A 16511-nucleotide genomic window follows, 5' to 3' on the forward strand; every position below is an offset into this window, starting at 1 on the left:
TTTTTCCTATCTATCTTTCAACTCAATATAAAGGTAAAACTACTTTTAAATAAAATTAGATTTTTTTCTTATACTTAATTAATTTTAAAAGTAATATTAAAACAACCACTACTAGCCAGATTAAAATTAAATACCTCATCAATAAGATGGGGAACACAACCCAATTCCACCAAGAAGTAATTTTTTCTTCACTTGTTGAAAAATTAATTACACTACCTTTTTCATCTTCAAAACGAATTTTATTAACTACAATATACTTACTTTTAAAAAACAATGATGAATTAGGAAAAAAACCTCCCTCAACTTTAAGTAGTTTTCTAGGCTTATATAATTCACAAAATGAACCATTCTCATTTTTAAAATATGCACAATTAATAAAAAATTTTTTATTGCCTCTTTTTATTATCAGTGATGTCATACGTCCATGTTTGATATGAAATTCAGGCTCATAAACAACAAAACCCTCTTTTTTAGGAGTGAAAACTATACTTGGGTTAAGAGCACAAAGCAGTACAATCACACAGAAACTTAAGGAAAGGACAAGAACAAAATTTTTATAAACATACGAATATAATGAAAAAAATGGATCAACCACCTCAGCAGAGATCCACATTTTAAGTTCATAAATCACATCTATCCCCCTATAAAACAACAATAAAGAACATCACAGATAAAAGAATCCCTATTAAAAGTGGCATAAAATTAGCTATATACTTATTTTCCTTAAAAAATTTGCTAAATATAAAAATGAGAAAACAAATTAAATATGACACGTTATAATTAAAAGATGATAAATCATCAAAGTAATTTATTCCTTTACTTCTTTTAGCAAGAAGATAAAACATAAAAATAGAGTACCCTACTAAACCTAAAAAAAGCGAAGTAAATGCACTTACCTCTGCTTTACTCATAATTTCATCTTTCATAAATTCCCAAAAAACATAAATTCCACTTTATATTAAAATTAATAACAACCAACTTCTTAATTTAATTATAAAACAATAGTAAAAAAGCCAGAGGCTAATAAAACACCACCAATAAAGGCACCAATTCCCCAAAGAAAATTTACAAGACGTATTTTATTTTTTGTCACATATATTTTCGCTTGACGTAACAAAAAAACTGCAATAAAACTAAAAAATAAATTAAAAATTTATTAACTGAATATAAATCATCAAAATAGTTTATTCCTTTACTTCTTTTAGCAAGGAGATAAAACATAAAAATAGAGTAGCCCGCCAAACCTAAAAAATTAAAGTAAATGCTCTTACATCTGCTTTACTCATAATTTCATCTTTCATAAATCCCCCAATAAAAAAATAATTATTTAGTAAAATAAAAAATGTTATTTTATAGCAAAATTAATAATTTTTAATATAGCTCTAAATACCCAAATACAGCTTTTTCAACTCGCTGCTGTAAACCATTTAAATCACTTTCCCCTGCTATGCCTGCTGCGTTAATCATTCCTTTGCTTAAAGCAATTACATCTTGTGCGACTGTCTGCGCATGTGAAATGCCAGAACGTATAAACAAGTCAGAAATTATGGTTTCAAGCTCGTGTTGAAGCTCACTTTCCTCAATGTCTTTTCCAATGAGTTCAGAAGCAAATTCAAGGGTTCGTGCCAACTGCGGACGGCTTAATTGATGTTGCACAGCAGCATGTATGACGAGTTTTAATTTTTCTTTTAAGTCTACGGCATCATTTTGCTCTATGGCTTCAACAATACGATTTGAAAGCTCAACCCGCTCACGTCGAATTAACTCAACGATTAAAGCATCTTTAGATGGAAAGTACTGATATAGGCTACCAATACTTACGCCAGCAAGTTCGGCCACGGCATTTGTATTAAATCCAGCAAAGCCTAAAGACTCTAAAATGCGAGCAGCCGCTTCTAATATTGCTTCAAAAGTAGCCACTGAACGTGCTTGACGCGGGCGTTTGCGTGGATCTGGGAGTGTTTCTGACATGGCCCGAAATGCGAGTATTTAATGTGAGTAATCACTCATATACTGACTGAGTCATATTGATATGACAAGAAAATCCTGTCTTTTCAATTGAACTACAACTCGGCTCAGTCATGGAGTGGTTATGTCTAGAACCTATACTTTTTTTATTCATTTAAGAGCATTGCCCGCTTGGTTGGCTTTAGCTCGTGAAAAGCGGGCTGAGTTTAGTGCACAGAAGCTTAAACCTATTTTTGAGAAGTACCCGACTGTAAAAGTTCGGTGGTATGACGTTGAAGCGTTTAGTACTAAAGCGAGTGATATTGCTGTGTTTGAGACCACATCTCTACAAGATTATTATTTTGTGATTGATGCGATTCGAGACTCTGAATTTTGTACAGTTCCCTACTTTGAGTTTGTAGAGATTATTCCTGCAATTGAAGATGGGTATGTAGAATATGAGAGTTCTTTATAAACTCTATTAATCTAGTTGATTACATACAATCAGTAGATATTAATTCATACTAATCAATGGAAATTTTAAATTTATAAATTTCGCAAAAACAAAAATTAATTAATTTTATAATTTACAAGAATAAATATTTACCAAATAAATAAGACCATTACTTAAATAGTAATGGCCTTATTATGAATAAATTATTTTATTTAAACCAGTGCGAAATCCATATTATAATATCATTAAAGACTTTAGTAATATCATTAAAGACTTTAGTAATAGCATCCCAAGCCATTTTTATCCATTCAACAATATTTTTAATAATACCAACAATATAGTCAACTATCTTAGTCAATAAATCATTAATAAGCTCATTAATTTTTTGTGCTGCAACGAGGATAAGATTTTGAGCTGCTGGAAAATCGTTACCGATCTTTTCTGCTTCATCAAACATTTTATCTATATTATCACTTGCTTTCTTCTTAGCATCCTCTCTAATTTTATTCAGTTCATCTTTAAATTTTGAGTGTAAACTATCAGAATTATCACTGTCTTTCAGCTCTTTAGCAGATTTTTTTAATTTTTCTTCGATAGTTGATGCAGTATTAGTAGCCAAAACCTTTGCTTGATTTCGTAAATCATTCAATTTACTTTGAACAGGATTATCTGCTAATTCACTATCATCAGCGACAAGATACTTATTCGTTGCCTCCATTAAATCTAAAGAATCCTCAACTAAATTAGGATAATATGGTATTGCCACACCAGTATTAATATTATTCTGGTAGTGATCACGCATTTCCTTTAGAACATCAACAAACTTTGTCATATATAATTCCCATAATACTTTTTAATAATTAGCAAGATATTTATTATGATTAGAAATTTTTTAAACTTTCCCATTATGATTAGTATAAAAATACTTTCCCATCACAATCTCAATGAGATTAACATACCAACCATACAAGTAAATATTTTTTCCACATTAATTACAAATAAAAAACAATAAAATTATTATTAAATTTAAATTAAAAGCCATTCAATTTTAATAACAAAAATATTTAAAAATAATATTTTTTAATTAGCTATTTTAAATATTAAAATAATCTAAACAATATTATTAGCAGAGCTATTTCATAAATATTTTAATGCGAACAGTCACCTCTAAAATAGTCTTAAATTATGCCCTGAATCTATACTTTTTTTATTCATTTAAGAGCTTTGCCTGCTTGGTTGACTTTAACTCGTGAAAAGCGGGCTGAGTTTAGTACACAAAAGCTTGGACCTATCTTTGACAAGTACCCGACTGTAAAAGTTCGGTGGTATGACGTTGAAGCGTTTAGCACTAAAGCCAGTGATATTGCTGTGTTTGAGACAACATCTCTGCAAGATTATTATTTTGTGATTGATGCGATTCGAGACTCTGAATTTTGTACTGTGCCCTACTTTGAGTTTGTAGAGATTATTCCAGCAATTGAAGATGGATATGTGGAGTATGGAAGTTCTTTATAAAAGTTTTGGTTCCCCTTAATCAGGTCTTAGGTTGTTCTATGTACATAGCCAAGCTACTGATTTTTATATATGATTAAAAAAATTCAATTCTTTTTTCATATATGAATACTAAAAAGAAAGGCGACGCTTTTGAAAATTTTGTTTTTGATTATTTCTCGATCCTACTCAGAAAGGGTTACTTAGGCATTAACCCTAATCAAGCTAAAATTTACAAGCAGAAAAAGTACTATTCAAAGGATAGAGAGGGCTATATTATCTTTGATGTAGCTATTGAAGTTTCCTTCTTTGAACAAGAAGATCCATTTCTGGTTATTCTTATTGAATGTAAAGATTATGGTAAAAAAGTACCTGTTGATGATATTGAGGAATTTTCAACCAAAGTTAGTCAAGTCGGAAAGCATAATACTAAGGCTATCTGCATTACTAAAAATGGCTTCCAAAAAGGAGCATTAAAAATTGCAAAAAATAGAAATATAGGACTATGGAAAATCACCACTAATGATAATCATGAAGTTATCTTTAATAGAACAATTAATAGAATAAATAATAACGATGAAATCATAAGTAATGCACTCACTTCAGAAAATTTCCAAGATATTTCTGCTACGAATATCTTTATTCAAACACCCCTACGCTTTACAAGCATTCCAAAAGATTTAATTTATGATTTCCTTTCTTTGCAGAAAGATGTATCTCCAAAAGAATTCTTCACACAACACCGTGTAAATTCATACTCTAAAACTATCCCTTATAAATCTAAAAAAGAGTTAAGCATCCTTGCAGAAAACTTATTTGATAAATTTTATAAAAATGATGAGATAGATTTAAATGAAATAATAAATACTCTAGGTTATAAACTTATTGAGATTGATACTCCCGAACACCCCAATATTATTGGTAAGCTAGAAACTAAATTAAAAACTATTACTATTTTTGGAGTAGAGTTCTATTCTCAACATCAAATTAATTTTGCAAAAGCACATGAAATAGCACATATTTTTCTTAACCATAGCAAATATATAATTTCAGAGAACTTTTCACCAGCTATGGAATCTCACTCTGTAGATATAGAAATTACCCAAAATATTGATCGGCTAGAATTTCAAGCAAATTATTTTGCAGGTTGCTTACTACTGCCTGAAAATCGGTTAAAAGCAACTTTAAACTATTATTTACAACATTATGGCATCAGAAATAGAGGATTCTCACCACTCTACATTGATTCACAACCATGTAATTTTGAAAATTATAGAAGAATCATTTTACCTTTGACTGAAATTTTTAACGTTTCCCAAGAAACAATGAAAATTAGACTAACAGAATTAGGTTTAGCTCAATTTGCTTTTCAACCTACTTCTACCAATAAGGTAAAGAGGTCATATATAGATCGGTTCTAAGCCCTCCCCCAAAACCTCTCCAACACCACATCCCGCTCATCCAAACGATTAGAGCTTAAAACCTGTAGCATCAAGCCATCAATTAAGTTTAAAACCATGTTGGCATCGGGTTTGGGTTTGTTGGTTTCTAAACTAAAGACCAGATCAAAAATTTCTTTCAGTAGCCATTTACGGTATTCAACTGCCATGCGGTAAGCCCTTGGATAAAGCAGTTTTAATTCAAAAATCGCTTTAAACAAAAGATGGTAAAGACTATTCACATCAACATGTAAACGGACAATTTCTTTGAGTTTATCGGCTGCGCTTGGGTAGCGATGTGAGTAGACAATTGCTAGTACTTCTTCTTTCAGTCGGCTTTTTTGAAAGATTAGGCACATTTCAACAAGGCGTTCTTTCGAGTGAAAGTAGTTATAAAACGTGGCTTTTTGAATCTTAGATTTTTTGATAATCAAGTCTACGCCTGCATTGTGAAATCCATGCGTGGTAAAGAGTTGGATGGCAGTTTGAACAACCTGTAATTTTTTGGAAGATCTTTCTAAAGTTGGCATCGTTTTACCGTTATAAATTCTTGTTGTTTCTAAATGAGATAAAAAGCCTGTGGCCTTTTTGGGAGAAAAAAAGGCACAGCAAAGCCGTAAGACGGTGCTTGGCACATCTCAAGTTTTGTTTTGCTAAGTTTTAAGTAAAAATGACTTAAAGCCTGAAAACCTTATGGCGTTCAAGCTGCTGTAAATTTTTAAGCTGTGTCGTTATAGCTTTTGGCACTGAGTACCAAAAAATGATGGATGTGCATAGCCAACTCCTGATTTTGGGAGTTCTGCCAAAGCATTCATTTGGAATTATGGTGGCAGAACGAAAGAGGGTTGACAGACTGGTTTTCGAGAACCCAGCACGCACAAAGGCGTCCCCCTTCCGTCCTACCGCTACAAAAAGGGAGACGAGTGGGTATACATCAAAAAAAACAAGTCTTTTCAATGTACTCGAAAAAACAGCCTGTCAAAGCCGGCTGGCAATGTGGCCAGCACGCAAAGCATAATCTGAGAGTTTAGTGGTGTCAATGTAGCTTTTATGACAAGTATTTAAATTTCTTATTATTTTTCATTAGATTAACTTAATTATTATTTTATATATTATATTTAATTGTATTTTTAAGTGATTGTGATTATGACTATATGTGAAACAGATGTAAGTTAAGTAAATTTTATTTGATCACTTGGTGACAGGACAAAAGTGGAGTAGCAGACTGGCGTAAGAACCAGTACGCACAAAGGCGTCCCCACGTTCGTCCTATCATAATGGTAAGAGACTTACCTAATTATTCTTAAAGAATGGTGGCGAAACGAAAAGAAGGTTAACAGACTGGCTTTGAGTACCCAGCACGCACGAAGCGTCCTTCTTTCATTTCGCCATAATAGAGAAGTTCTAGCAAATCATTCTCAAACAATGGCAGTAGGACGAAAGGAAGTTGACAGACTGTCCCAAGAACCCAGTACGCATAAAGCGTCTCCCTCTCGTCCTACCATAGCGGTAAGCAGGCGAGAATAATTCGGGAGACTAGTTGTGTCAATATTAAAAACAACATAAGTCATTAAATTTATTATAATTTTTAGATTTATTAAATTATTATTTTAAATTTTATAAAAAGTGGACTTAAACAATCTCTGTCTGCCCCACTTGGTGATAAGCACGGTTAAAATAAACCAAACTTTGGTCATGCTCGCTTTGTTTAATCGCCACAATCGGACATATAAAAATTGTGTGTGTGCCGACTTGTTGAATTTGCTCAATCTCACAATCGAAACTTACCAAAGCATCATCTAACACAGGTGAACCTGTTTCTAACTCAATCCATGCGCCATGTTTAAAGCGCTCTTCTGGCGTGAGTTTAGATGAAAATGCTTTTGAAATATGTTCGTGGTGTGCGCCTAAAACATTCACAGTTAAGATTTTGTTATCTAGGAAATGTGCATGCGAACTCGCAGATTGGTTCATACACACCAATAATGTCGGTGGTGTGTCGGTCACACTACAAACAGCAGAGGCAGTAAATCCAAAACGGCCAGACATGCCTGCCGTAGTCACAACACTAACTGCACTTGTGAGTAAAGACATTGCATTTCTAAAGTCTGTTGCTTGAACCATGACATTATTCCTAAATTGAACCGTACCTTGTCCTGTGTGTTTGCTATACCGCCCAACTCCATCAGGAAGGTACTATCGACATGCGTTCTGATTAGAGCGACATGTAGTAAGTAAAATGAGGGTCACTTATTTGATTATCAACTGCCATCAAAAAAGTAACCCTTTATACCACTTATTGGGAAATATTAAGCAGTAAGATCATAACCCGTCAGTTCTCGGCGAACGATTTCTGCACCTGCACTTAAAGCATTTAACTTGCCACGTGCCACTTCACGAGAAAGAGGTGCCATACCGCAGTTTGTGCAAGGATAAAGCTTGTCAGCATCTACAAACTGAAGCGCTTTACGTAGTGTGTTAGCCACTTCTTCTGGTGTTTCAATCTGGTTAGATGCGACATCAATTGCACCGACCATCACTTTTTTACCGCGAATGAGTTCGAGTAAATCGATAGGCACATGTGAGTTGTGACATTCTAACGAGATGATATCAATGTTAGACGTTTGAAGTTTCGGGAAAGCTTCTTCGTATTGACGCCATTCTGAACCAAGTGTCTTTTTCCAGTCAGTGTTGGCTTTAATGCCGTAACCGTAGCAAATGTGCACCGCAGTTTCACATTTTAGACCTTCAATTGCACGCTCTAAAGTCGCGATGCCCCAGTCATTTACTTCGTCAAAGAATACGTTAAATGCAGGTTCGTCAAACTGAATGATGTCTACACCAGCAGCTTCTAGCTCACGTGCTTCTTGGTTCAAGATTTTTGCAAATTCCCAAGCAAGTTTTTCACGGCTCTTGTAGTGACCATCATAAAGTGTATCAATCATAGTCATTGGGCCAGGTAATGCCCACTTAATTGGTTGATTGGTTTGCTGACGTAAAAACTTCGCATCTTCAACAAACACAGGCTTTTGACGAGACACCGCCCCTACAACAGACGGTACGCTTGCATCGTAACGGTCACGAATACGAACTGTTTCGCGCTTCTCAAAATCTACGCCATTTAAGTGTTCAATAAACGTGGTCACAAAGTGTTGGCGAGTTTGTTCGCCATCGCTCACAATGTCGATGCCAACAAGTTGTTGTTCGTGCAACGCTAAACGTAACGCGTCTTTTTTACCTTCGGCTAAGCCTTCGTTTTCAAGTTTCCAAGGTGACCAAAGCTTTTCAGGTTCTGCAAGCCAAGACGGTTTTGGTAAGCTGCCAGCAGTTGAAGTTGGTAATAATTTTTTCATGATCAATGACCCGTATGTTGATTAATTAGGAGCGTAATTAGCAGACCACTGCTCAAGAATCGCTTGGTATGGTTTGATAAATTGCTCTTCAACAAACTTCCCCTGCTCTATAGCCAAACGGCTACGTTCTTCACGGTCATACACAATTCGAGTAAGTGAATAATCTTCGTGTTTCAAGCTTGGTTGATAAGATTTTCCAGCCACTGAATTTGCGTTGTAAATTTCAGGACGGTAAATCTTTTGGAATGTTTCCATCGTACTAATCGTACTAATCAACTCAAGGTTGGTGTAATCACTCAACAAATCGCCTGTAAAATAGAACGCTAACGGCGCAACGCTATTTGGCGGCATGAAGTAGCGAACTTTTAAGCCCATTTTTTGGAAATATTCATCAGTTAATGAATAGTCTTCTTGCTTGTATTCAACACCTAAAACTGGATGTTCGTTTTCAGTACGGTGGTACTCTTTAGTCGTCGAAACGCTTAAGCAAATCACAGGTGCCTTTTTAAAGTTGGCTTTGTAAGTTTCAGAGTTAATAAAGCTCTTAAACAAGTTACCGTGCAATTCACCAAACTTTTCTGGCGTGCTAAAAGTCGACTTGTTTTTGTTGTGATCTAACAACAGCACACTAAAGTCATAGTCACGTACATAAGACGAGAAGTTGTTACCTACAATACCTTCGATGCGCTCATTGGTTTTCTTATCAACAATATTGGTTTTCAATATTTCGATTAAAGGAAGCCCGCTAGTACGGTTTTCGGCATCAATATTCATTTCAACTGAAATGATTTCAAGTTCAACGCCATAGCGGTCACCTTTAGGGTTGTCCCAATGAGCTAAGGCATTGAAACGATTGTCGATCATCTGCAATGTATTGCGCAAATTCTCTTCGCGGCTCATCCCTCTTGCTAAGTTAGCAAAGTTGGTGGTAATACGTGTATTGTCTGCTGGACGATAGTTCTCATCGAAACAAATACTCTTAATCGTAAATGTAAATTCTTTACTCATTGTGATCAGTACCCTAATTTCTGAGATAAAACCTAAATAAAAACTTTTTGCTCTTTTTAAACTTTCCAGACTTGTCAGATTTGTGCCTTATGGTCTTATCAAAGCGAATTACTGGAGCGCTTCAGAGCATGAATAGATTTATACCGCAATCACAACATGAATAAAAATGATTTAGTCTCATTACAAACTGAGTGAAATTCATGTTTAGGATTTAATAAATAAGTATGAAGTTAAATATTTTTCATGTTAGGGAATTTTAGACAACAGAAATTCAAGATACGGCGCTCACACGGCACCTTAATCATTTTAAATATTTATTATTATTTTCAAATATTTAACAAGTAAAATTCAAGTTAAAAAGAATCAACCTAAAGTAATGTGTGCTGACTTTCATTCATCTCTGCTTTTAGCCATTCTAAAAATATGGTTTTACGTGAATCTTCCTCAAAAGCGCTATGAGAAAGTAAAAAATAGGCTGAATTATCTTGCACAACAGATGAAATTTTTTTCAGTAAGTTCCACTCAAGCTCTTTTTCAATCATATAAATTGAGATCACAGTTGCGCCGAGTCCAGCCAAACAACCTTCTAAACATAGATAAAAATGTTCGAGTTCAACTTTGGTGTAGCCTTTTAAACTCTGCTTTAACTCAGCAATGCGAGTGATATTTTTGAAAAAATTGGGTCTAGAGGTCGAGATCAGTAGGTCGGTTGTTTCCGATGGCTTAGTTGCTTGAACTAGAGCGATATATTCATCGGCAATCTTTTCGCTATAAATATGTTCTCCCCAATCAAAGTCATTTCGGCGAATTGCGATATCAATATTATCTTTTTCAAAGTCGACCACACCGCCTGCAGTGAGTAACACAACCTCAAAATCATGACCGAGCTTTTTAAATTTTGATAACCGTGGAATGAGCCATTTCATGGAAAGCGTCGGTTCACACGACAAGACCAGTTGCTTGTTATGAGTTTTAGTCTGGCTTAGCTCTATTAAACATTCATCGAGTTGACCAAAAACCTGATGGCAACAACTCAATAAAGTTTCACCCTGCTCGGTCATCACGAGTGTTTTATTTTTTCGCTCGAATAAAACCGTATTTAAAGCTTCTTCTAAATTATAAATCTGTTTACTGACCGCACTTTGCGTCACAAATAATTTCTTTGCAGCTAAAGTCACACTGCCATACTTCGCCACAAAATAGAAAAATTTTAGTGAATTCAGCGATATTCTTTCAATCATTCCAAAAACTCATAAATGTGTAGTCGTTTTTATCGATTTTTATTTTTAGGTTTCTGTTCAAAATAAAAATCATCTTTATTAAACCCCATTTTAGATGATGAAAAACATATTGAATATCTATATCTATTTTCACAGGCGTATAGATACAGCTTATTACGTGGAAAAAATAACTGCTTTAAGCAAAACAGTTCTCCTCTCAAATACATTCCAAAAAGTACAGATTAATCCCCTCGTTTTCAGTGAGGGTGCAAGATAATGGCAGAGTTTATTGCGGTTATTCTCATTACGATTTTGGCAGTGGTTAGCCCCGGCGCTGACTTCGCGATCGTTACGAAAAATAGTTACTTGTACGGCAGAAAAATAGGTGTGTTCACTTCACTGGGAATATCGCTTGGCGTGTTGGTGCATGTGACCTATACCCTTGTGGCTGTTGCATTTGTGATGACTTATACGCCGCAAATTTTGAATATTGTTAAGTATATTGGTGCGATTTACTTGATCTATATTGGCTATAAAACTTTTACTCAAAAACCAGTTTTAGACACTGCTGCCTTAAATTCTATCGGTACTTTGCAAGCCATAAAATACGGCTTTTTTACCAACGCCCTCAACCCTAAAACTACGCTATTTGTGATTAGCACCTATACGCAAATTGTGAGTTTAACCACGCCTAAATCGATTCTTTTGGCTTATGGCTTTTTTATGTCTTTTGCCCATTTTGTATGGTTTTCACTGGTGGCGGTGCTGTTCTCATCCATGCTACTGAGACAGAAAATGTTAGCCAAGCAAGTACAGATTAATAAGGTGATTGGCTCAATCTTATGTGTCTTAGGCGTGATTCTGCTTTTTACTAAGTTTCAGTAGAACCAATGAATTTTAAGAAACTGTAGAGTGTGGACTGAGTCCTTCGTGCAGAATTCAGTCCATTCAAGCGAGCTAAGAATCTATTTTTTAAGTATTCGATTCAGATAAATCATTTACATTCCAACGATTTGCTCTTTTAAATGTTCCGACATCGTTAAATCGGACACCCATATCACGCATGACTTTATGGGCAATAGGCGCAGTCATTTGTCGAATGTAGAATGGTTCTTTCACCACAAAATGATGAATGGCATGCGTCGAACCAAAGTTAAAGCAAAAGAGTTGGAACGGCATCATCCACCACGGTGTTAACACCTGAGTTTGTTGAATGACATTGCCCAATTCAACATCACCGTAGTAATGCATATTGCTTGTCACAAAGTGCAGGCAGAAAGTACGCAGCACATTTGGCGCAATCCACACCACAGTCAGAATATTAATCACATGCATAACATTTAGGGTTGTAGCTGACCACGCAATCGGTGCATTTGCCAAGCTTGAAACCATATCAACTGCATGGAATCCTAAGAAGATATACCAAAGAGACCAATGAATAATTCCAAGTGGAAAATAAGCTAAGAACGCACGTTTAAAAATAACTTTTCTAACAGTCCAATTGCTTGCAGCAATAACGCGTAGCAAAACTGCAAAGCCATTGTCACCGATGGCGACGAGTCGGCGTATGCTCCACTGCTCTCCATTGGTGAGCGCTCTTTCTTCTAAATCGACTTCAGTGCCTGAATTTTTATGATGATTAAAATGCAGCTCACGGCGTTTCCACGGGTTAATGGTACTTGGACGAGCTAACCACACTAAGCCCATCATAAGGTGATGTGCCCATGGTTTTTTTCTAAAATACATCCAGTGAATGAGGTCGTGTTCTAACTCATGGGTAAGAGATGCAAAAAACGCAATAATTGGAATTGCGAACCACGCTGAAAGCTGATGATTGATATAGAGTACGGCTGTAGCAATCATTCCAACAAGGGAAACAAATAAAATCATCGCCCCTATTGCGTTTTGATGGTTCAAAATGGGATGGCGCTTGCGTAAAGCCACGCCTTCCGCTGTGACTACTTTTTTAATGTGTTCCGTTTTTTCGCTATCACTCATTCCAGCAGGATTTTTATATATGTAGGTCATCCGTTATTCCTCAGTTTTCTCATGTCCCTACTTTATTTATATCTACCTTTGTACGCTTAGCTCGAAACGCCAATCTATTGGCTATGGATGCCAAAATGTCAGAAGTAGAGGCAAACAAAACATCTTTTATTTTTGAAATCTTTTATACTGCTCACAGGAATATGAGTCACAAGTTATAGGATATAACATGCCACAGACAGCAACGGCACTGGCTAGCTGGGTTAAAGCGATTCAAAAAGCGCTTGAGAAAGCAGGTGTGGATAGTCAACCTTTATTAAAACAAGCAGGTTTAGATGTTCAGGCCCTAAATGATCCAGATGCACGCTATTCATTAAAACAAACTGCGAATTTATGGAAATTAGCCGTTCAAGCGACTGAAGACTCTTGCTTTGGCCTTAAAGTTGCCAGCCAAGTCAATCAAAATACATTTCATGTGTTGGGCCATTCACTCATTACCAGCACCACACTAAAAGAAATGTTTTTAAGAATTATTCGTTACTTTCGTATAGTAACCGACATTCCTGAACTCGAGTTTTATGGCGAGGGAAAAAATCATTATTTCGTTATTCATGTTCCCGACGAAGTTCAACCCGAATCTATCGATGCTTTTATCTCTGTTTTTATTCGTTCAAGTCGTGCGTTACAAGGTTCTGTTTTTTCGCCCTTACGCATTGAATTAAGACGCTCGGAACCAGAAGATCTGGAAAATTTTAAAAGCATTTTAAAAGCCCCGATTGTGTTTAATGCGCCCAAAGACATGATTGTGTTTGACACAGCCACCATAGAGCAGCCTTTAGACGGTGGGAATCCGTCCCTCACCCAAGAATATGATGAGATTATTAATCGTTATCTCGCACGGTTTGATAAAGAAAATATATTGGCTCGTGTGAAAGTAAAACTCATTGAAAAATTATCTACAGGTGACTTTCAACAGCAAGACGTTGCGAAAAGTTTAGGCTTAAGTATACGCAGTCTGCAACGCAAGCTTTCGGCAGAAAATACCTCTTATAGCGAGCTACTCGACAATACACGCCACGAACTGGCTTTATCGTATATCAAAAACTCAAGCCACAATATTACCGAAATTGCCTATATTCTTGGCTTTACCGATGTCAGTAGTTTTACTCGTGCTTTTCGACGTTGGACAGATTTATCACCACTACACTATCGGGAAAAACATCTGTCTTGTTCTTAAATTTCTAAAAATTTTAGATAAAAAAAGATGCCTCGATGTGCATCTTTTTTTATGAATATCTTATTTTTTATTTAACAGTTCGAGCATAGACACTGTGGTGACTTTAGCCCCGACAGGCAAGGCTTTTAAATCTACAACATAGTTCGGACTATGCGGAATGTAAGGTGCGGGTTTGCCTTGCTTTACTGCATTTGCAAACACAACCGGATCTGCCACGCCAATGAACATAAAGTTAAACGGAATGTCTTTTTGGTCACCTAACAAATGGTGAACATCTTCCGAGCCCATAAACGGTGGGAAATTGGTTAAGACTTGTTTATCGCCTAATAATGCTTTTAATGGTCCATTTAGACGCGCAGAGAATTCTTTATCGTTGACTACAGGCATAGTCGAACCTTTGAGCGTTAAAGTAGGCAATTGATCTTGACTCATACCCTGCATTTCAGCCGCGCCTTCACTCATGAGCTTAATGTTATTTAACATCGTTTCGCGTACTTTTGGATCAAACCAGCGCATATTCATTTTGACCAACGCGGTTGAAGGGATCACGTTATTCGAATTCCCGGCTTGAATTGAACCAATAGACAATGCCGCAGGTTGCTGGGTGTTAACTGCATTGCCCATAATAGTTTGATATTGAGTAATGGCATTTGCAGCCATGCTAATCGGGTTCTTGGTTAAATATGGGAGTGAACCATGCCCACCAACCCCTTTAAATAAAATATCAAGTTGATCGGTTCCTGCCATTCGCGGACCCGGTGCATTGATTACCGTTCCAACTGGTGCAGGTGTGGTATGCACTGCAAAGAAATAATCGGGTTTTGGTAAATTATATTTTGTCCATAAACCATCCGTCACCATAGCTTTAGCACCCGTTACAGGCTCTTCAGCAGGTTGTGCGACTAAAATAATGGTTCCGCTCCATTCCTTTTTTAAAGCGACTAATGTTTTTGCCATGCTGAGCATCCATGTCACATGTGCATCATGACCGCACATATGTGCTACAGGTGTTTCAGTTCCATCATCAAGTTTTACACGCACTTTACTCGCGTATGGTAAACCAGTCGCTTCTTCAACAGTGTTGGCATCCATATCGGCACGGTACATGACTGTTGGCCCTTCACCATTTTTTAAAATGCCGACCACGCCTGTCTTGGCTATTCCAGTTTTAACATCAAACCCTAATGACTTAAGCTCTTTGGCAACAATGGCAGAAGTGCGGGTTTCCATAAATCCCAATTCTGGGTGCTCATGAATATCTTTATAAACCTTACTTAACCATTCTGTTTGGCCGTCAATAATGGTTATCGCTTTTTGTGAGACGGCAGGTAAATTAGATGAGTTTACTTCCGCAGGTTGAGCATTCAACGTACTGCTCAAGAGCACACAAGCTGACAAACCTAAAAAACGATAGAGTTGAACTTTATTTACCATGCTTTAAGCTCCTTCTTTGAATAATGTTCATATCTAATTAATAAGTACTTTTCTTTTAACTAATTCTTTCTTTTCTAATCGATTCAACAATGTACCAAATAGAGTTGCCATTACATACATTAAGATTGAATACACGGCTGCCGGCATAGCTGCGTCTGAACTCGCCATAACAGTTAAAGCAATCGTTAAAGCTAAGGTACTGTTATGAATTCCTATTTCAAAAGCACAGGCTTTAGCTTGAAAGCTATTAATACCAAATAAACGAGGCACCAAATAACCAATCGCAAGACTACAAATAGAGAAAAGTAAGGTGGCTCCACCCACTAGCCCAATGTAATTGAGAAGTTTTTGGTAATCTTTGGCAATCGCAAGTGAAACAATAAAAAGTAGAAATATGATCGCGAAAACACGAACAGGCTTATTTAGCTTCTCTGCTAAATGAGGCGAAAAATGTCTGATCAACATCCCAATCACGACGGGAACTAAAATAATCACGAATACCTGAATAATTTTAGAAAACTGTAGCCCAACATTTTGTTCACTCGCGACAAAATGTTGTAAGGCAAAGTTAACAATCAATGGCAAGGTAAAAGCGGCAATCACCGAGTTGATGGCAGTTAAAGTAATGTTGAGGGCAATATCACCTTTATATAAATAGCTATATAAATTTGCAGTTGGACCACCTGGCGAAGCGGCGAGTAATATCAGGCCCACCGCAATCATTGGAGGTAAAACAAAGACCTTACAAATGAGGAAAGCGATGCTCACCAAAACGATTAGCTGGCAAAACAGTGCGACAAACACCGCCTTAGGATGCTGACGAACACGTTTAAAATCATTGAGGGTTAATTCGAGTCCCATGCCGGCCATAATAATGGCCAAAGCTATGGGTAAGAATACGGTAATTACCAATGAGTCCATTCGTTTCTTCCTTTTTAATTT

General features: G+C 36.3%; 17 protein-coding genes and 1 pseudogene. 5 read left to right on the top strand and 13 right to left on the bottom strand.

Annotated features, from left to right (window positions below; all coding sequences use genetic code 11):
* Nucleotides 1-55: 55 nt before the first annotated feature.
* The 4 genes and pseudogenes from AAC388_RS14720 to AAC388_RS14735 form a co-directional block, all read right to left on the bottom strand.
* Entirely contained in the window at nt 56-631 is a 576-nt protein-coding gene (locus tag AAC388_RS14720; protein ID WP_327742473.1) for a hypothetical protein, read from the bottom strand.
* A 10-nt stretch (nt 632-641) separates the two neighbouring features.
* Nucleotides 642-926, bottom strand: a complete 285-nt coding sequence (locus AAC388_RS14725; RefSeq protein WP_342370857.1) for a hypothetical protein — start codon at nt 924-926, stop codon at nt 642-644.
* Nucleotides 927-991: 65 nt separating this feature from the next.
* Nucleotides 992-1301: pseudogene (locus tag AAC388_RS14730) on the bottom strand (hypothetical protein).
* A 70-nt stretch (nt 1302-1371) separates the two neighbouring features.
* Nucleotides 1372-1971 carry a TetR/AcrR family transcriptional regulator gene (locus AAC388_RS14735; RefSeq protein WP_342370858.1) on the bottom strand — a complete coding sequence of 200 codons (600 nt, stop codon included), beginning with the start codon at nt 1969-1971 and terminating at the stop codon, nt 1372-1374.
* A gap of 121 nt (nt 1972-2092) precedes the next feature.
* Here AAC388_RS14735 and AAC388_RS14740 point away from each other — a divergent pair, with 121 nt between their 5' ends.
* Complete coding sequence (locus AAC388_RS14740) at nt 2093-2422, top strand: darcynin family protein (RefSeq protein ID WP_068565978.1); 330 nt, start codon at nt 2093-2095, stop codon at nt 2420-2422.
* Between the two features lie 187 nt (nt 2423-2609).
* Here AAC388_RS14740 and AAC388_RS14745 read toward each other — a convergent pair whose 3' ends face one another.
* Nucleotides 2610-3233, bottom strand: a complete 624-nt coding sequence (locus AAC388_RS14745; protein WP_130174098.1) for a hypothetical protein — start codon at nt 3231-3233, stop codon at nt 2610-2612.
* A 362-nt stretch (nt 3234-3595) separates the two neighbouring features.
* Here AAC388_RS14745 and AAC388_RS14750 point away from each other — a divergent pair, with 362 nt between their 5' ends.
* Nucleotides 3596-3916: a darcynin family protein gene (locus AAC388_RS14750; protein ID WP_262448652.1), complete on the top strand. Its 321-nt coding sequence runs from the start codon at nt 3596-3598 to the stop codon at nt 3914-3916.
* Between the two features lie 101 nt (nt 3917-4017).
* Nucleotides 4018-5313: an ImmA/IrrE family metallo-endopeptidase gene (locus tag AAC388_RS14755; RefSeq protein WP_130174096.1), complete on the top strand. Its 1296-nt coding sequence runs from the start codon at nt 4018-4020 to the stop codon at nt 5311-5313.
* Here AAC388_RS14755 and AAC388_RS14760 read toward each other — a convergent pair.
* From AAC388_RS14760 to AAC388_RS14780, 5 genes are all read right to left on the bottom strand, one after another.
* Nucleotides 5310-5861 carry a TetR/AcrR family transcriptional regulator gene (locus AAC388_RS14760; RefSeq protein ID WP_262448627.1) on the bottom strand — a complete coding sequence of 184 codons (552 nt, stop codon included), beginning with the start codon at nt 5859-5861 and terminating at the stop codon, nt 5310-5312. The genes AAC388_RS14755 and AAC388_RS14760 overlap by 4 nt on opposite strands.
* A 1102-nt stretch (nt 5862-6963) precedes the next feature.
* Nucleotides 6964-7455 (bottom strand): flavin reductase, encoded by a 492-nt coding sequence (locus AAC388_RS14765; protein WP_262448628.1) that lies wholly within the window; start codon nt 7453-7455, stop codon nt 6964-6966.
* 185 nt (nt 7456-7640) lie between these two features.
* Nucleotides 7641-8684: a methionine synthase gene (locus AAC388_RS14770; protein WP_342370859.1), complete on the bottom strand. Its 1044-nt coding sequence runs from the start codon at nt 8682-8684 to the stop codon at nt 7641-7643.
* Between the two features lie 21 nt (nt 8685-8705).
* Nucleotides 8706-9692: a DUF1852 domain-containing protein gene (locus tag AAC388_RS14775; RefSeq protein WP_000031350.1), complete on the bottom strand. Its 987-nt coding sequence runs from the start codon at nt 9690-9692 to the stop codon at nt 8706-8708.
* A 368-nt stretch (nt 9693-10060) separates the two neighbouring features.
* On the bottom strand, nt 10061-10933 hold the full coding sequence (locus AAC388_RS14780) for a LysR family transcriptional regulator (RefSeq protein ID WP_342370860.1): 873 nt from the start codon (nt 10931-10933) through the stop codon (nt 10061-10063).
* 255 nt (nt 10934-11188) lie between these two features.
* Between AAC388_RS14780 and AAC388_RS14785 the strand changes: the two genes are divergently transcribed.
* Complete coding sequence (locus tag AAC388_RS14785) at nt 11189-11797, top strand: LysE family translocator (RefSeq protein ID WP_032063539.1); 609 nt, start codon at nt 11189-11191, stop codon at nt 11795-11797.
* Nucleotides 11798-11884: 87 nt separating this feature from the next.
* Here AAC388_RS14785 and AAC388_RS14790 read toward each other — a convergent pair whose 3' ends face one another.
* Nucleotides 11885-12910 carry a fatty acid desaturase gene (locus tag AAC388_RS14790; RefSeq protein ID WP_086399101.1) on the bottom strand — a complete coding sequence of 342 codons (1026 nt, stop codon included), beginning with the start codon at nt 12908-12910 and terminating at the stop codon, nt 11885-11887.
* 217 nt (nt 12911-13127) lie between these two features.
* Between AAC388_RS14790 and AAC388_RS14795 the strand changes: the two genes are divergently transcribed.
* Nucleotides 13128-14135, top strand: coding sequence for an AraC family transcriptional regulator (locus AAC388_RS14795; protein ID WP_086399065.1), 1008 nt, complete (start codon nt 13128-13130; stop codon nt 14133-14135).
* Between the two features lie 60 nt (nt 14136-14195).
* On the opposite strand, the gene AAC388_RS14800 is transcribed toward AAC388_RS14795, so the two are convergent.
* Complete coding sequence (locus AAC388_RS14800) at nt 14196-15569, bottom strand: amidohydrolase (protein WP_342370861.1); 1374 nt, start codon at nt 15567-15569, stop codon at nt 14196-14198.
* A gap of 33 nt (nt 15570-15602) precedes the next feature.
* Nucleotides 15603-16490 carry a bile acid:sodium symporter family protein gene (locus AAC388_RS14805; protein WP_284091539.1) on the bottom strand — a complete coding sequence of 296 codons (888 nt, stop codon included), beginning with the start codon at nt 16488-16490 and terminating at the stop codon, nt 15603-15605.
* Nucleotides 16491-16511: the final 21 nt, after the last annotated feature.

This window comes from Acinetobacter sp. D009 (genome assembly GCF_038562025.1).
GTDB classification, from domain to species: Bacteria; Pseudomonadota; Gammaproteobacteria; order Pseudomonadales; family Moraxellaceae; genus Acinetobacter; species Acinetobacter pittii.